This window comes from Adhaeribacter swui (assembly GCF_014217805.1).
Lineage (GTDB): Bacteria > Bacteroidota > Bacteroidia > Cytophagales > Hymenobacteraceae > Adhaeribacter > Adhaeribacter swui.
The window spans coordinates 4446316-4462534 of sequence record NZ_CP055156.1 but is presented as its reverse complement, the minus strand read 5'-3'; the positions used below and the strand labels follow the sequence as shown (position 1 = coordinate 4462534).

Annotated in this window: 14 protein-coding genes; 5 read left to right on the top strand and 9 right to left on the bottom strand. The window is 43.6% G+C overall.

Going from position 1 to position 16219, the window contains the following annotated elements:
• Genes HUW51_RS18690 through HUW51_RS18670 form a run of 5 tightly spaced genes read right to left on the bottom strand, consistent with a single transcriptional unit; the run spans position 1 to position 5102 of the window.
• Entirely contained in the window at positions 1-771 is a 771-nt protein-coding gene (locus tag HUW51_RS18690; RefSeq protein ID WP_185271153.1) for a TatD family hydrolase, read from the bottom strand.
• Between the two features lie 40 nt (positions 772-811).
• The gene (locus HUW51_RS18685) at positions 812-1906 is read right to left on the bottom strand and encodes a glycosyltransferase (RefSeq protein ID WP_185271152.1); all 1095 of its coding nucleotides are present in this window, start codon (positions 1904-1906) and stop codon (positions 812-814) included.
• A complete protein-coding gene (locus HUW51_RS18680; RefSeq protein WP_185271151.1) occupies positions 1903-2532 on the bottom strand; it encodes a polysaccharide deacetylase family protein in 630 nt (209 codons plus the stop codon). The genes HUW51_RS18685 and HUW51_RS18680 overlap by 4 nt, the downstream gene beginning before the upstream one ends.
• A gap of 1 nt (position 2533) precedes the next feature.
• Entirely contained in the window at positions 2534-3685 is a 1152-nt protein-coding gene (locus HUW51_RS18675) for a glycosyltransferase family 4 protein (protein ID WP_185271150.1), read from the bottom strand.
• A gap of 19 nt (positions 3686-3704) precedes the next feature.
• On the bottom strand, positions 3705-5102 hold the full coding sequence (locus HUW51_RS18670; RefSeq protein ID WP_262891291.1) for an oligosaccharide flippase family protein: 1398 nt from the start codon (positions 5100-5102) through the stop codon (positions 3705-3707).
• 247 nt (positions 5103-5349) lie between these two features.
• Between HUW51_RS18670 and HUW51_RS18665 the strand changes: the two genes are divergently transcribed.
• From HUW51_RS18665 to HUW51_RS18655, 3 genes are all read left to right on the top strand, one after another.
• The gene (locus tag HUW51_RS18665) at positions 5350-6132 is read left to right on the top strand and encodes a class I SAM-dependent methyltransferase (RefSeq protein ID WP_185271148.1); all 783 of its coding nucleotides are present in this window, start codon (positions 5350-5352) and stop codon (positions 6130-6132) included.
• Positions 6133-6466: 334 nt separating this feature from the next.
• Positions 6467-7618 carry a GumC domain-containing protein gene (locus HUW51_RS18660; protein WP_185271147.1) on the top strand — a complete coding sequence of 384 codons (1152 nt, stop codon included), beginning with the start codon at positions 6467-6469 and terminating at the stop codon, positions 7616-7618.
• Entirely contained in the window at positions 7615-9075 is a 1461-nt protein-coding gene (locus tag HUW51_RS18655; protein ID WP_185271146.1) for an O-antigen ligase family protein, read from the top strand. The genes HUW51_RS18660 and HUW51_RS18655 overlap by 4 nt, the downstream gene beginning before the upstream one ends.
• Positions 9076-9176: 101 nt before the next feature.
• Here the strand turns inward: HUW51_RS18655 and HUW51_RS18650 are convergent, their stop codons facing one another.
• The 4 genes from HUW51_RS18650 to HUW51_RS18635 form a co-directional block, all read right to left on the bottom strand.
• Positions 9177-10382, bottom strand: a complete 1206-nt coding sequence (locus HUW51_RS18650; RefSeq protein WP_228466725.1) for a PP2C family protein-serine/threonine phosphatase — start codon at positions 10380-10382, stop codon at positions 9177-9179.
• Between the two features lie 16 nt (positions 10383-10398).
• On the bottom strand, positions 10399-11559 hold the full coding sequence (locus HUW51_RS18645; protein ID WP_185271144.1) for an ABC transporter permease: 1161 nt from the start codon (positions 11557-11559) through the stop codon (positions 10399-10401).
• A gap of 18 nt (positions 11560-11577) precedes the next feature.
• On the bottom strand, positions 11578-11835 hold the full coding sequence (locus HUW51_RS18640; protein ID WP_185271143.1) for a hypothetical protein: 258 nt from the start codon (positions 11833-11835) through the stop codon (positions 11578-11580).
• A gap of 97 nt (positions 11836-11932) precedes the next feature.
• Positions 11933-13078: a glycosyltransferase gene (locus tag HUW51_RS18635; protein WP_185271142.1), complete on the bottom strand. Its 1146-nt coding sequence runs from the start codon at positions 13076-13078 to the stop codon at positions 11933-11935.
• Positions 13079-13289: 211 nt separating this feature from the next.
• Between HUW51_RS18635 and HUW51_RS18630 the strand changes: the two genes are divergently transcribed.
• On the top strand, positions 13290-14783 hold the full coding sequence (locus tag HUW51_RS18630; protein WP_185271141.1) for a Gfo/Idh/MocA family oxidoreductase: 1494 nt from the start codon (positions 13290-13292) through the stop codon (positions 14781-14783).
• A 330-nt stretch (positions 14784-15113) separates the two neighbouring features.
• Positions 15114-15908, top strand: a complete 795-nt coding sequence (cobA, locus tag HUW51_RS18625; RefSeq protein ID WP_185271140.1) for a uroporphyrinogen-III C-methyltransferase — start codon at positions 15114-15116, stop codon at positions 15906-15908.
• Positions 15909-16219 lie beyond the last annotated feature (311 nt).

Below are 16219 nucleotides of genomic sequence, written 5' to 3'. Positions count from 1 at the left end.
TTATAATTTAAATAAATTACGGGTATTCTGGGTGGTAACCTGACCTACTTTTTCGGGAGAAATTTGCTTTAAAGTAGCAATTCGCTCCGCAATCAACGGTAAATAGGCCGGTTCATTCCGTTTACCCCGGTACGGTACCGGCGCCAGATACGGGCAGTCGGTTTCCAGTAAAAGATTGTCTAACGAAATTTCGGGCAGTAAGGTATCCATTCCCCCGTTTTTAAAAGTACTTACGCCACCAATACTCAGGAAAAATTTTAAATCGATGGCCCGTTTGGCTTGCTCCGGCGTGCCACTAAAACAATGAAATACCCCGGTTAAGGTACCATCCTGGGCGGCAGCTACTAATTCGTACGTTTCCTCAAAAGCATCGCGGGTATGCAGCACAATAGGAATTTGGTATTTTTTTGCCCAGTCCAGTTGAATGGTTAAGGCTTCTTTTTGCTGGTTGATAAACGATTTATCCCAGTACAAATCCAGGCCGGTTTCGCCGACGGCAATAAACTGGCGTTTACCCAACCACTCTTCTATCAAATATAACTCTTTCTGAAAATCTTTTTTTACGGAACAAGGGTGTAAGCCCATCATGGGCAGGCAATAACCCGGAAAATCTACTTCGGTTTGCAACAAACTATCTAGCGAGGTATGATCCACGTTGGGCATTAAAATCTGGCTAACCCCGGCAGCCCGCGACTTCCGGATTACTTCGTCGCGGTCCGGTTTAAATTCCGTAGCGTAAATGTGCGCGTGCGAATCAATTAAATCAATCATGGTAAGGCAATGGCATTTGAAATACCAAAGTTACCCAAGCTTACGCATATTTTCGTTGTTTCCAGGTAATTTTAACGGGCAAGATGTAATAGATGATAGACGCAATGCCCAGGAACATCATAAAGAACTCATATAGCAGTAGTTGCCAAATAGAAAATTTAAAATTGATACGCCGGGCACATAACCAAATAAACAAAGTTTGCCAGGTTACTTTTGCTACTAATATACCCCAGTAAAATAAAGGCGTGGTTTCCTGAAAAAACGGAATCCAGATGGGGTAAAAGCAAGAATATAAAATAAATACCGCCGACATGTAAAACGGAATGTGGCTGATGCCTTCCATCCACCTACGACGCTGCCGTAATAATTGCCCGGTATCCAAGGCCGGTGTAGATAAAGCCAGTACCGATTCGTCGAAGATGTTAACCGTATGAAAATGCTTCTTCACTACCTCCTGGTAAAGTTTGGCATCTTCGGTTACCGAGAATGGAATGTTTTCGTACCCACCGGTAGCTTCGTAAGCCTCGCGGGTAATCAGCATGTTATTGCCCATAGTAAATACCGGCAAATCCAGGTCCGTAACCACCTGAAATAAACCCAGAGCATAAATCCAATCAATAGATTGCAGCTTATCAAACAACCTTGGGCCTTTAACAGTGGTAATGCCGGTAACAATACCAATGTAAGGTCGCACGTGCGCCATCATAATCTGAATCCAGGAAGGCGGTACCTGAATATCGGCATCGGTGATAAAAAAGTAATTGCTGGTAGCCATGTGGGCTAAATGCGCGAGCACATTGCCTTTGCCGCGGGCCATTCCCATATTTTGGGTAATGGTAACACATTTAAACTGGGGTTTATCCTGAATAAATTGCCGCACAACCCGGTAGGTATTGTCCGTGGAGGCATCGTCGCCGATTAAAACTTCTATTTTATCGCGCGGGTAATCTAAATTCTCAATGGCCTTTAAACAACGGAGAATGGTATGTTCTTCGTTGCGCGCGGCAATTAAAATGCTCACCTTCGGGAAAACCAGCAACTGCGAACGGTAACGCCGGCGGTTAAACACCCACAAACCCAGGATAACCAGCGACACGCTAAATAAAACTGCAAAATAAATTACCTTCAGCATCATAATAATTTAAAGCTGTAACCAAGCCCGGTGAAATAATGCAGAAAACGGGGCAGCACGTACTGCAGGTTAGGAAACGCTTTTACGGAATCATGAAAAACCACGACCGAGCCAGCAGTAGTTTTTTTTAAAATTTTCTGCAGGATTTGCTCCGGCGCCAGGTTAACATCGAAATCATACGTAAGGATATCCCACATGATGACGCGATAAGAAGATTTAATTTTTAAAAATTGCTTTTTTTTAATGCGGCCATAAGGTGGCCGAAACAGTTTAACGCCGTTTTCCGGTTGAATTTGACTTATTTGCTCCTGGCATTTTTGAATATTCTGCACGTAATCTTCCGTGGGAGTTGCCCAGCCTCGTAAATGATTATGCGTATGATTTGCCAGTTGATGGCCTTGCTGCACCACCTGCCGGGCGATGTCCGGGTAGCGGCCTATATTTTCGCCCACGCAGAAAAAAGTAGCTTTCGCCTGAAAGTTGGCCAATTGATTTAACACAAATTCTGTTACCACCGGAATAGGTCCGTCGTCGAAAGTAAGATAAATAATTTTTTTGGTATTGGGTTGTTGCCAGACGTATTCCGGATATAAAAACCGCAACAAAGCGGGAGTTTTAAAAATTCGCATTTTACCCGTACTTAACTGAAATATTTGGGGTTTGTACGGCTTCTTCCAGTTTTTGATAAACTAATTGCGCAGAATGTGACCAAGAATAGCGCTGGCAATTTTGCTGCCCCAACCGAATTAGGGCTTCTCGTTTATCGGGATAATGGTACAGTTGCATCAGAGCTTCACCTATTTCGTCGGGCAATAATGGATTTACTAACAGGGCGCTATTTCCGGCTACTTCGGGCATGGAACTGGTATTGCTGGTAATTACGGGGCAATGGCATTTCTGGGCTTCAATAATAGGTAAACCAAAACCTTCGAAAATAGAAGGAAAAACCAGCCCCAGGGCCGAACCGTACAATTGCCGGACCTCCGCATCCGAAACCCGGCCGGTAAAAACCACATCGGCTTTATGCTCCATTTGGCGGTAAGCTTTTAAAATAGATTGGGCTTTCCAGGCTTTGCGGCCCACAATTACCAGTTTTACTTCGCTGCGGGTTAAATTTTTAAAAAAATCAAAAGCTTTAAATACGTTGGCCAGGTTTTTCCGGGGCTGCAAAGCGCCCACAAATACAAAATACATTTCGCCGGCGCAGTATTTTTGCCGGATTTCTATTTGCTGCGCGTAAGCTGTTGGTTTAAAAAAATTAGAAACACCGCAGGGAGTTACCTGTATTTTTTGGGGCGCTACCCCTAATTGTTGCACCACATCGGCTTTGGTAAACTCCGAAACCGTTAAAATAGCCCGCGATGCCGCCGCAAATTGGGGGATAAACCGTTCGTAATAACGCCGGTCCAAATACTTTTTTTCTTCCGGAAAATGCAGGTAAGCCAAATCGTGAATAACCGTAACCCGGGGCACTTGCGTGCGCAGGCTGGTCATGTTATCCATCGATAGAAAAACATCGGCTTTTAGTTGCCGCAATACCCGCGGCACCATTCCCTGAAACCACAGGTAAAACAAAAAAGGATGCCGGGCCGGGGGGTAAATAACCAAGGGTTTTACATTTGGCCCGTAAATAAACTGCGGATGGTACGGACGGTCGAACAAAAAATAAAATTCGTGCTCCGGATGTTGCCCTACCAGGTGCCACAGTATTTCGTGCGTAAACTTGCCCACTCCTTCTAACTGATCGGGTAATAAAACCCGGGTATTAACAACTATTTTCATGCAAACAGATAGCAGAATTTTACTTATTTGGCGTGAGCAGATTTGCCTTGATTTCGGAGAGATTAATGATGCGGGTAACAAACAACAATCCTATTAACGCGAAACCCGCCAGGATAGTGTTTAACCACCAATAACCCGAAAACCAGGATAAAATATAAAATATTCCTGCTAACCCAAGCGTGGTTAATCCTAATTTTAAAATTAATACAAATGGGATGGTAATGTTTAACTTAGGCCGCAATAGAGCCAGATACCCCCCCGAAACCAACACGGCGCTTAGCAGGGTATTAACGGCCGCCGCCAAAGAACCATAAGCCGGAATAAAAATAAAGTTAAGCAGCACGTTTACCACAATACTAGCGGCCACCAACTTACTTACCGTTAATTCCCAATTACTGGCCGTAAGAATGGTAGAGTAAATAGCAAAAAAACCGTGCACCAAAACGCTGGCAAATAAAATTTGCAGGTTTAAACGCATTAAATTTAACTCCGTTGCCGACGAATTGCTAAACTGCCAGAACAACTTTTCGCCGTAAAAAAACACGAATACACTCATAAAAATTAAAGGTACACTCCCGATTACCTGCCCAAAGCGTAATAATTTTTGCTGCTCCTGGGGCTCGCGTTGATGCGCCGCAAACTTGGCAAAAAAGATGGGCAGCACCGTCCAGGTATACATCATAACGGCATCTACCCACCGGTACGCCCCGGCGTAAATTCCGGCTTCTTCGCTCGAGGCTAAGCGCTCCAATAGCACCATATCTACTTTCTCGTTAATTCCATAAACCAGGTTAATTACGGCAAACGGAAAACTGGCTTTAATTACCCGAAGCAGTTGCGAAGAATTCCACCTGGCCGGAAATGCGCCAAAGGTGCGCCGAAAAATCAAAAACAAAATACCGAACGTAAGAAGTACCGAGGCTAGCCGCGCGTACACGTATTTTTCGAGGTTAATGCCGAAATACAGCAAAGCCGCAATAATAAAAATCAGCAGAAAACGCTCTAACACCGACAATAAGGCATCGAGATTAAAGTATTGGTGCGCCTGCAATATGCCCCGTAAAAAAAGCGTAAACTGGGTAAACGTAAAAGCAAAGCCAATTAACGTTAAATAATAAAGCTCCTGCGCCTTATACCCAATTACCCAACCCGCTACCACCATAAGCACCGGAAACAACAAAGAAATAATGGTTTTAAAAGGCAAAATTACCGGTAAATGCGCGGGCATAAAAGCCGGGTTAGCGGCGGTTTGTTTCGTAAAATACTGGTGAACGCCTAAATCGGTGAAGGCAGTAAAGAGGTAGGTAAAAGAAAATAAAGCAGCAAAAGTACCATAAGCCATATGCCCGATTTGGTTTTGCACGTTATTTTCCAGAACCAGCCAAACCGGTTTCACGAGTAAATTAAGCAGCACCACCAGGCTGATATTACCAAATAGCTTTTTAATACGTTTTCGGGTAAGGGAATAATGATTTCCAGAAGATAGAAACAGAAATTTTTAAAAATTTCTGTTTCTGCAATCGCCGGATGATTAACAATGCGCAAATATAAATAGCCTAGCCCAGTTCGCAAGATTTTAATTTAAAGGCGATTTAACCGGTATGCTCTCCTGGCTTGCATATCATGGTTTTTATGTAGTTTTTTGTAATTATAAGCTTAAGCAAATGAACTATATCCCCGAAAAATACTGGTCGAAAGTAGCCCAGGAAATTGCCAAAAGAAACAACGGAAACGTAATTGCGGGAGATGATGAACCGTATTATGAATACAAAAGGCAGCAATTTCTGAAAGTTTTTAACCAGATAAATTTTCGGGGTAAATCGGTTTTAGAACTAGGTAGCGGCCCCGGTGGCAACTTACGGGAAGTGCTCCGGCACCTACCCGCCCGTTTAGTTGGCGTGGATTTATCCGAAAACATGTTGCAATTGGCAGCGCAAAATGTAAATAATAATACCGTAGAATTGATAAAAACAGATGGTACCGGCATTCCATTACCCGATAACGCCATGGATATTGTTTACTCCGTTACGGTTTTGCAACACAACACCGATTATAACATGTTTCGGCTGTACCTGGAAGAAATGGGCCGGGTAGCGCGCGAGAAAGTAATTTTGTTTGAAAGAACCGAAGCAACGGAAAAAGGCGACGAGTTAAACATCGGGCGGCCGATTAGCACTTACGTCGAAATTTTAAAAAATAAAGGATTTGAACTGGTAGCTACCCAATATTTGCCTATTCATGTTAGTTATTATGTTTGTGGCGCCATCCGGAAGTTATTTAACCCGGCTAACCGGATAGAAGGCGAACCATTAAGTAAATTATCGTTATTTTTAGAAAAAGCCACATTGCCCATTACCCGGCTTATGGATCCATTTTTTATTCTGAAAAAAGAAGTTACCAAAATGGAATTTCAAAAAATTAACCAGGCACCAGTAGCAGGATATTAGATGTTGGATGTAAGATATTAGAAGACTTTTGAATAAAGTGAGAAGTGTAAATCTACTTATCGGCTGATGTAGTGATAGCGAGTATTTTATTGTGAAGCTGTTTAGTATTAATAGAAATTGAGGCAACCTGCGCCTTTGGGGGTGTCTCCACCACCAAAATGGGATATCTCCACAAAATCCTACTCGCTTCTAGTTGGTAGATTTAATTATTACATTTTAGAATGCGAAGCAGCTTCTGTTTTAATCTCGAAACTTACACAATAATGGAGTGGCGAAAACCAGAATTTTTAAAAATTTAAATTAACGATAAAGCGTAAAGTTGGGCAATAGTTACATGGCGTCTTCGGAATTTAATTTAAATAAATTTTTACCCTTAATGCAGCAATGGCGCTGGCCCTTAGCAGGAGTAACTTTGGCTGGTTTTCTGGTGAGTGTTATTACGGCGTTGTTATTGCCGGATATTTACCGGTCTACGGCCATTTTCTATCCTACTAATTTGCCGGCCCTGCAAACCACCCTTAACCCCGAATATACCACCCAAGAGCGCTTAGCTCTGAGCATGAGCACTGACGATGCCGACCGACTTATTAGCATCGGGCAATCGCAGCCGGTTTTAAAACACATTATTCAAAAATTTAAACTCGCAGAGCACTACGGCTATCCGGCCCACGATACTTCCGATAAAATCCGGCAAAAAGTAACGGAAGAATTTTTATACAACTACAACATTTACCAAAATAACCGTTCGGCAGTAGAGGTTTCTTTCGATGACCAAAATAATTTTTTTGCGGCCCGGATGGCCAATGCCATTATGCAGCAAATTGATACAGTTAATCAACAGCTAACCCGATCTAATCAGTTTAAAATTTTAGATGCTTATGCCCAACGCGAACTGGTTTTACGGCAAGAGTTAAAACAAATGCAGGATTCGTTGCTGTTAACGCGGCAGCAATACAACATTTTCGGATCTATGTCGGCTGAAGCCGAAGGTAGGCCCGAAAGCCGTTTTTTAGCGGAACGTTTAGTGCAAACCGAAACCGATCTGCAACAGGCGCAGGGCACGCTGCAAAGTTACAAAAGCCAACTTCCGGCAAATCATACCAAAATTATTACACTTACAGCCGAGATTAAAGGTTTACAGGCGGCATTAAAGGCATTAAAAAGTAAAAGCGCCGGCAGTAGCATTAATCTAGAGTCTTACTTAGCCGGCTCCGATCGTATCGCTCGTCTGGAAAACGCTTTTAAAGCTTTGCAGGAAGAACACCAAAAAGCCCGGCAAACCTACGCCGAAGCGCAACTTACCCTGAAAAATGGCACTACCTCTTTGTACCTGGTGCAACCGGCTACTCCGGCGCTTAAAAAAATTCGGCCTATCCGGTGGTTAATTGTTGTGGGTTCTACGCTCGTTACTTTTGTGCTGTCGGTGGTGGTAATAACTCTGCTGGAACGGAGAAGAAGCCTGCAGCACCAAGCCTTTTACGCATGATATGGCCGGAATCTGCTACTGGTAATCGTACTATTGGTCTGTTTTGGGCTTTTAGCTTTATTTTACTGGCGAGTCTGGGAATGGCAATTTACTGGCAGAATGTTTTTATTCTGGTTATACCCTTGTTATTCGTTGTAATTGGCGTGGTACTCACGGATTACTCGATTCTGTATTACTTATTATTGATTGCGATTCCGTTTTCCGTAGAAGTAGACTTGCCTAATGGTTTAGGAACCGATTTATTCTCAGAGCCCCTGATTATTTTGCTGGCTGGCTGTACGCTAGGCTCCTGGCTTTTGGGTGCCAAACAAAACCCGCATTTCTGGAAGCACAGTTTAATTAAAATGCTTTTGCTCGTATTTATGTGGGCGGTGGTAACTACGCTTTTTTCTGAAAATTATGTGCGTTCCGTAAAGTATTTGCTCGCGAAAAGCTGGTATTTATTGGTGTTTGTATTTTTAACGAGCAGCTTGCTGCAAAACCCGGCTACGCTGCAAAAATACCTGTACTTTTTTATGGGAGCCTTGGGCATTGTGGTGGGCATAACGTTGTTGCGGCACGCGCAGGTAGGTTTTTCTTTTGGTTTAGTTAATAAAATCGTCGCGCCTTTTCTCCGGAACCACGTGGCCTATGGGGCATTAGCTGCGGCTGCTTTGCCCTTTTCGGTGTACCTCACCCTTTATCAAAAAAACAAATTCTGGCAGGCTCTATGGGGTATGGTTAGTTTGCTGCTGTTGGCCGGAGTGGCGGCCTCCTACACCCGGGCTTCGTGGTTAAGTTTGCCTTTGGCACTGGCCTATGCTTTGGTTATCCGGTTCCGGTTAACGCGCTACTTGTTGCTCTCAGTTTTTATAATCTGCCTTGGCACAGTGCTATATTTTAGCTCGAACTACCGCTACATGCAATACGCCCCGGAGTACGAAAAAACTATTTTTAACCAGGGCGATATTACCAAACATTTGAAAGCCACTTACACCTTACGCGATGTATCGGGGATGGAACGGGTGTACCGCTGGATTGCCGCCGCCCGCATGGTAGCTGCCAAACCCGTGATGGGCCACGGCCCTAACTCTTTTTACCCCGAATATTTTAAATATACGGTAAGCCGATTTACGACCTACGTCAGCGATAACCCGGAGAAATCCACGGTACACAATTATTTCTTGTTGCAATTTGCCGAACAAGGTTACCCTGGCGGTATTTTGTTTTTAATTTTAATGGGCTATGCCCTGCTCCTTCCCGAAAAGTTGTATCACCGGGCAGCTACTACACCAGAATTTAAAAAAATAACTTTGGCGGCCGGTTTATGCTTTTTTATTATTACCGTGCACTTGTTTTTAAATGAGTTGGTAGAAACCGATAAAATCGGCTTTTTGTTTTACTTCTCTTTGGTGGTATTAATCCGGTTGGATATTTGGACTACAGAGAAAGGCAAAGTTATCGATGTAAAATTTTAAAATTCTACCTGAAAGAATACCTCACATTCTAAAAACAGCCTATAATCATCCCTGCCAGACTTTAGCCAATGGTCCTTGGACTATCGACCATCGACTATACTCTACTTAAACCGGCAAGAAAGCAGGGTAATGTCGTCGTGGAAGTTGGTGCTGCCTTGGTTGTGTTCTTTAATTTCTTCGAGCAGCTCTTCGTGCAGTTTGGGCAAGGGCAAGTACCGGTAATTTTGCAGGAACTTGATGGTATTTTCCAGGCCATACTCGTCTTCGTCGGTGTTAAATACCTCGGTTAAGCCATCGGTATAACACAACATTAAAGATTTAGCCGGAATGGGAACCTCCGTAAGGGATATAAAGGGCAAGGTTTCAAAAATACCCAACATGGTACACCCTTCGGTAAGTAATTGCACCGCATTATTTTCGTGCAGCAATACCGGCGAATTATGCCCCGCGTTTACGTAACTTAATACTTTAGTCTGGCGGTTATAAATACCGAAGAAGGCCGTAATAAACTTTTCGGCAATGGCGTTGCAATAAATTAAAAAATTAAGCTCCGAAACAATGGTTAACAGGTTGGTAGTCTGACGCAGGATGGTGCGTAAACCCGCCTGAAAGTTAGACATTAACAACGAAGCCGGCACACCTTTCCCCGAAACATCAGCAATGCAAAACAAAAACTGGTCGGCATCAATTTGAATGTAATCGTAGTAGTCGCCGCCAATGGAAGAATGGGGCAAATAACTCGCGTGAATTGCTAAGGCATCATCGTTGGGCAAACCTTTCGGGAAAAGCATGGTTTGCACTTCGCGGGCAATTTTAATTTCGTTCCGGATGGCTTCTTCTGCTAAACGCTGCCGGGCCATGCGCCGATTTTGCATAGCTACCAAAATAATATTACTTAGCGTTTGCACAAAAGATAAAGCGCCCAAAGTAGAATAGTAGTCGTGCGAATTGCCGATAAAAACAAAAGCAATTATTTTTTTATTCTGCAAAATAGGCACTACGGTTTCAAACTCGCTCCACTGCGCATCCAGGTTCAAATCGGTAACGTAGCTGATTTCGGTGAGGCACGTAATGGCGTCGGGCAAAGATTCGCCATTTTTAAAATTATAGCTGGTGCCAAAATTTACTTTACACTCCCAGGAATCTTCGAGCACAAATAAACTTAACCGCGAAATGTGCAATTGCGCCAGTAAGGTAAAATGATAGATTTTGTAAAGATCCTGATCGGTTAAGTTGCCGTTAATTGCCTGCGTAATTTCCAGCAATGCCGAAAGCTCGAGCTTTTTTAAATCAAGCTCCTTCTTCATAAACTCCGCGTTTACTTTAGGCATTGTGGATAAGTAATTTGGGGTCATAAGCATCACGTAGCCCGTTACCAAGCAAGTTAAAAGATAATACCAACATACTTATACATAAACTCGGCAGCACCACCAAAAACAATCCGGACCGAGTACCGATTAATTGAAATCCTTCGTTCACCATCATTCCCCAGGAAGGGGCCGGTGGTTGTACCCCCAACCCTAAGAAACTAAGGCCAGCTTCCATTAATATGGCCGCCGCAAAATTTGCCGTACCCATTACAATTAACGAGCCAATCATGTTTGGCAGTATATGCCGGAAAATAAGTCGGGTTTGTGGTAAACCAAGTACCCGGCCTGCTTCAATGTACGTTTTTTCTTTTATACTTAAAAACTGCCCCCGCACGAGCCGGGCCACATCTACCCACATGGTTAAGCCTACAGCCACAAAAGAAACCCACACGCCCCGGCTATCCAGCGCCAGACTAATGGCAATAACCAGCAAAATGCCGGGTATCGACCAAACAACGGTCATCAGAAACAGCATTACCTGATCTACCCAACCGCCAAAGTAACCTGCCACCGCCCCAATTAAAATGCCCAGGCTTACCGAAATAACCACCGCCACAAAACCAATACCCAGAGAAATACGGGTTCCGAGCATGAGCCGGCTTAATACATCCCTGCCTGCGCGGTCGGTACCCAACCAATACGTTTTGCGAACTACAGCTTCTTTAATTACTTTTTGTTTCAGCTCGTCCGCACTCAAGGGATGTTGTAAGTTACTTAGATTCAAGCCAAAAACCTCGTGCAGATTAAAAATACGTATATCTTCGGGCAAAGCGTGGGTATTTACGTACGGATTTATCCGGATGGATTTAGCGGTAACCTGAAAAGTTTGCACGGGAATTTCTTCGTAAGGCAAATCCTCGCCAAAGAGCCATTGATCCAGGAAGTTAGCTGGCCGGGTTACTTTTTTTTTCAGGCGAAGAATTAGAACCGAAAACCCCGGCTCTTTTTTTTGCAATTGTACCAAGGCGTGGTTGGCATTAGGAGTGGCATCGGGCATAATGGCGTAACCCAATACGGCAATGAGTACAGCCAGCAAAATAATACTTAAACCAAACATAGCCGGCTTATTGCGCAGTAATCGCTGTTTAATGTAATAAGCCGGGGGATGTGCCATTTTTTAAATTTTTGCTTTTTAGCGCGAATTGTGCGCCATTAAACCAGCTTTGGTAGCCAGGTAGTAAAAGTGGGTGCCTTGTTCCCGGAAAGTAGCTGGATTATAGTCTACTTCGGTATCCGGGTCGGGGAAGAAGCACTTTACATAGCCTTTTTTAAGCAGTTCCTGTAGACTTTGGCTTAACTCTTCCTCTTCTAAAGCTAAAGTAGTAGCTATATCCGCGAAAGAATTTACAAAATATAACTCATCAATAATATCGAATTCTGTTTCCGTCATGTCAAAAAGGCAAATTTTTAAAATTTATACTCCACCAACCCCTAACCTGGACTTATTTCCAGCATACAGGTTAAAGCTGTTCTTATTTTGTTTTTAGTTAAACCGGTACTTTTTCTATTTGCCGGCCTTTCCAGGAGTAAGCGCCCCGTAAACCCCGCAGCGCCGTATACAGCACGTAGGGTATGTAAACAAATTGTAAAGGAATTTGATACAAAATATATCTTCCCCGCTTAAAAAAAAGCAAAACAGTTAGTAAAAACAAACCATCAATGCCAAACTTAAACAAATACAAACCCAAGGTTTGCGGGCCGGTAAAACCACCAAAAAAGTAACTGATTATAGCCCAGAACAAGCCCAAATTTACGGCAAAAACCAGCACTGCAAGCGTTTTAATATGGGCAGCTTGGTAATTGGGCCATTTACTTGCCCAGCGGATGCGCTGTTGCACAAAGGCTGGTATTGTTTGTTGCGCGGCCGTATATACCATGGACGCCCGCGATTTTAAAAATAGAACTTGCCCCGGAAATTTTCCGGCTAGTTTATGCATTAAAAATTCGTCGTCGCCGGAGGCTACGTGTTCGGTGCCCGCATAACCTTGTACGTCCAGAAAAGCTTTTCGTGTGTAAGCCAGGTTCGCGCCATTGCACATATTGGGTTTTCCCAGAGCCATAGATGCCCCTCCTACCCCAATTAAACTGGCAAATTCTACTACCTGCATGCGGGTAAATAAATCGCCGTTATCTATTAAACACACCGGGCCGCTAATGCATACTGCTTGGGTTTGCTCGTAAAATTGGGCTATAGTTAAAAGCCAATCCGGATTAACCCGGCAGTCTCCATCGGTTTGTACGATTAGTTCGCCTTGAGCTTGGGTTACGGCTGTGGTAATCGCCGCTTTTTTTTGACTTAAGCCGATGTACTCCTGCAGACAAATTAACCGAACCGGTAAATAACTGCTTTTTTTAAAATTTTGAACTAAATCAACGGTATTATCTTCTGAGTGATCATCAACCACTACAACTTCAAAACCTGACTTGGCATACGTTTGCTGCTCTAAATCGGCCAATAAATTTAAGATATGCCGGGCTTCGTTACGCACCGGTATAATTACCGAGATAAAAGTAGTTGGAACAGCCACAGTTGGAACAACATCTGGTACGCGCAGCCAGGCCCACCAACGTCGTAAAATAATCCATCCGTAAGCCAGGCATAATCCCCCGCAAATCAAAAAAGAAACATACATGCTATTAAAACACCCGGGCCCTAAAATTAAAATTTTTAAAAAACCGAAAAAATAGGTTGGTTTTACGCCCGCAAATTATTTTTTTATTAAGAAAGTAGCTTGTTTTACAAATAAGCTGTAATATTAGAACAATCTCTCCAAAAAAATACACTTCTGAATTTACCGAAACAGGCTATTTATTTAAATCTGATTGTAATCTTAAAACTTAAAAATGAAAGACCCCCAAAATTCTTCTGAGCAAAATAAAAAAGCTTTCAGCCGGCGCGATTTTATGAAAGGAGCCGCATTAACCGCCGCCTCTTTTTACATTTTCCCGCGGCACGTACTGGGCGGACCAGGTTTTGTTGCTCCCAGCGATAAATTTAATGTAGCCGGAGTGGGTGTTGGTGGCATGGGCCGGGCTAATTTACTAAACTTATCGAGCCAGAATATTGTGGCACTATGCGATGTAGACTGGAATTTTGCGGGAAAAGCTTTCGATAAGTTAGGTACCGATTTAGAAAACGCCCAAACGCGTTTGAAAAACGCGACCACCGACAAAGATCGCGAAAACATTACAAAACAGATTACCAATTTTACGCAATTAAAAGCGCAATACCCCAAAGCCAAGCGTTTTAAAGATTACCGCGAAATGCTGGATAAAATGGGCAAAGACATTGATGGTGTGGTAGTGGCGACGCCCGACCATACCCATGCGATTATTGCCATGGAAGCCATGCGCCGGAAAAAGCACGTGTACGTGCAAAAACCGCTCACTTATACCGTACACGAAGCCCGTGCCTTAACCGAAGCCGCCCGCAAATACAAAGTAATTACGCAAATGGGCAACCAGGGGCATTCCAGTGAAGGTGCCCGCTTAATTAACGAATGGATTGCTGATGGCGCCATTGGTAAAGTAAATACGGTTTATGCCTGGACTAACCGGCCTATCTGGCCGCAAGGTATTCCGCGGCCAACCGATACCATGGCCACCCCGGATGGTTTAGATTGGGATGCTTTCTGTGGTCCGGCCCCTCTGCGGCCTTATCATTCAGCGTACCATCCGTTTAAATGGCGCGGCTGGGTAGATTATGGCGCCAGCGCACTCGGCGACATGGGAGCTCACTTACTCGACCACCCCAACTGGGCATTAAAGTTAGGCGCTCCGTTGAGCGTAGAAGCAACCAGCACGCCATTTGGTGGCGGAAAAGACGACCTAGCTACCTACCCGAGTGGCTCCATGGTAACCTACGAATTTGCCGCCCGCGACAACATGCCGGCCGTTACCTTAACCTGGTTCGATGGCGGTTTAATGCCACCTAAACCTGAGGAAATGGCTCCTACCGAAAATATGGATAAAAGCGGTGGGGTATTGATGATTGGCGACAAAGGCAAGTTAATGCACGAAACTTATGGTGCTAACCCGCGCCTGCTCCCAGCCAGCCGCATGGCCGAATACAAGCAACCCGCCAAAACCATCCCGCGGATTGATGTAAGTCACGAAATGGATTGGGTGCGGTGCGCCAAAGACGGTAAAAAACAGCCTTCCTCCAGCTTTGACTATGCCGGTCCGCTTACCGAAACCATGTTGCTGGGCATTATTGCTACCCGCTTTACCGGTAAAAAACTATTGTGGGATTCCGCTAAAATGCAGTTTACCAATGCCCCGGAAGCAAATCCGTACGTTACCCGGGAGTACCGTTCAGGTTGGAGTTTAACGGCCTAAATTTTTAAAAATTTACTTTTACAACGGTGGCTTATTTATAGGTCACCGTTTTTTTGTGGGTAGTACATATGTTATATTGACTTTTAGAAGAGTTAATCTGCATTGATAATAGTAAAATTTTTATAACGCTGTTCTATACATTTTAATAATACTATAAACCTATTATAGTACCCTAAATGTATACTTGACCAATAAATTTTAAAAAATTAAAAACTTTAGCGCTTGCTTCAGAAGTATTTTGGGCTACAAAACAGATATACTTGTTATCAAAAAGGCAGGATAAGAGTAAAAATTAAGTAATATTGGGTGCTTTATCAGTTTATCTATTACATGAACGCTAAAACTCCCCAGGTTACTTTAGTGGGCGCCGGTCCCGGCGACGTGGAGTTGTTGACTCTGAAAGGGGCGAAAGCTTTAGCTGCCGCCGATCTGGTACTTTACGATGCTCTCATTAATCCGGCTTTATTGGATCTGGTACCCGCTGATAAGCCGCGCATTTTTGTAGGAAAACGTTCCGGTAAGCACGAGTACCCGCAAGAAGAAATTAACGCGCTCATAGTTAAATACGCTTTAGAATACGGGCACGTGGTGCGCTTAAAAGGCGGCGACCCATTTGTGTTTGGCCGCGGCTACGAAGAAATTCAGTTTGCGGCCCAGCACGGCATTGTTACGGCGGTAGTTCCGGGTATCAGCAGCGCCGTAGCGGTTCCGGCCTCCCAGAACATACCGCTCACCAGCCGGGGCGTAAGCGAAAGCTTTTGGGTAATTACCGGTGCCACCAAACACGGACAAATCTCTTCCGATATAGCTTTGGCTGCGCAATCGTCGGCCACCGTTATTATTTTAATGGGTATGAAAAACCTGGAAGATATTACCCGGGTTTTTCAGGTATTGGGCAAAAACAATACGCCTGTAGCCATTATTCAAAACGGTACTTTACCCAACGAGCGGCTTATCTGCGGCACCATCGATACTATTTACCAGATAGCCCAGGAACAGCAAGTTACCTCGCCTGCCATTATTGTAATTGGTCAGGTGGTAGATTTACGGTTTAACTCAGAACATAAAGCCCATATTATAAATGAAGCCAACCGCTTTAGCCCACCCGAAAATTTAAATTTTTAAAAATTTTTATTTCCTGCCATTTTTCTAAAAAAGAAGTGCTTAGTACGTAAAGCTAAATTTTACTTAATGTAAATGGCTGGATGGAGCATGCATTTAGATATAAATTTTTAAAAATTTACAATTCCGATGAATGAATTTACACTGGATCATAAAATTTATGCTTATACCCCATCCGGATTGTAAAACCTCCTGCTTTCAGTTACGTTTGCCAGTACAAATACACATCTTATTTCTTGAATAAAAGAAATATCCCATTTAGATTTTTCCGGGTTTAAAAATAGAATTGGTTGGAACCATGTCACTTATATATT

Excerpts from the sequence above, each read along its gene's own strand:
- HUW51_RS18690 (WP_185271153.1), bottom strand. The coding sequence starts at position 771 with ATGATTGATTTAATTGATTCGCACGCGCACATTTACGCTACGGAATTT.
- HUW51_RS18685 (WP_185271152.1), bottom strand. The coding sequence starts at position 1,906 with ATGATGCTGAAGGTAATTTATTTTGCAGTTTTATTTAGCGTGTCGCTG.
- HUW51_RS18680 (WP_185271151.1), bottom strand. The coding sequence starts at position 2,532 with ATGCGAATTTTTAAAACTCCCGCTTTGTTGCGGTTTTTATATCCGGAA.
- HUW51_RS18675 (WP_185271150.1), bottom strand. The coding sequence starts at position 3,685 with ATGAAAATAGTTGTTAATACCCGGGTTTTATTACCCGATCAGTTAGAA.
- HUW51_RS18665 (WP_185271148.1), top strand. The coding sequence starts at position 5,350 with ATGAACTATATCCCCGAAAAATACTGGTCGAAAGTAGCCCAGGAAATT.
- HUW51_RS18660 (WP_185271147.1), top strand. The coding sequence starts at position 6,467 with ATGGCGTCTTCGGAATTTAATTTAAATAAATTTTTACCCTTAATGCAG.
- HUW51_RS18655 (WP_185271146.1), top strand. The coding sequence starts at position 7,615 with ATGATATGGCCGGAATCTGCTACTGGTAATCGTACTATTGGTCTGTTT.
- HUW51_RS18650 (WP_228466725.1), bottom strand. The coding sequence starts at position 10,382 with ATGAAGAAGGAGCTTGATTTAAAAAAGCTCGAGCTTTCGGCATTGCTG.
- HUW51_RS18645 (WP_185271144.1), bottom strand. The coding sequence starts at position 11,559 with ATGGCACATCCCCCGGCTTATTACATTAAACAGCGATTACTGCGCAAT.
- HUW51_RS18640 (WP_185271143.1), bottom strand. The coding sequence starts at position 11,835 with ATGACGGAAACAGAATTCGATATTATTGATGAGTTATATTTTGTAAAT.
- HUW51_RS18635 (WP_185271142.1), bottom strand. The coding sequence starts at position 13,078 with ATGTATGTTTCTTTTTTGATTTGCGGGGGATTATGCCTGGCTTACGGA.
- HUW51_RS18630 (WP_185271141.1), top strand. The coding sequence starts at position 13,290 with ATGAAAGACCCCCAAAATTCTTCTGAGCAAAATAAAAAAGCTTTCAGC.
- cobA (WP_185271140.1), top strand. The coding sequence starts at position 15,114 with ATGAACGCTAAAACTCCCCAGGTTACTTTAGTGGGCGCCGGTCCCGGC.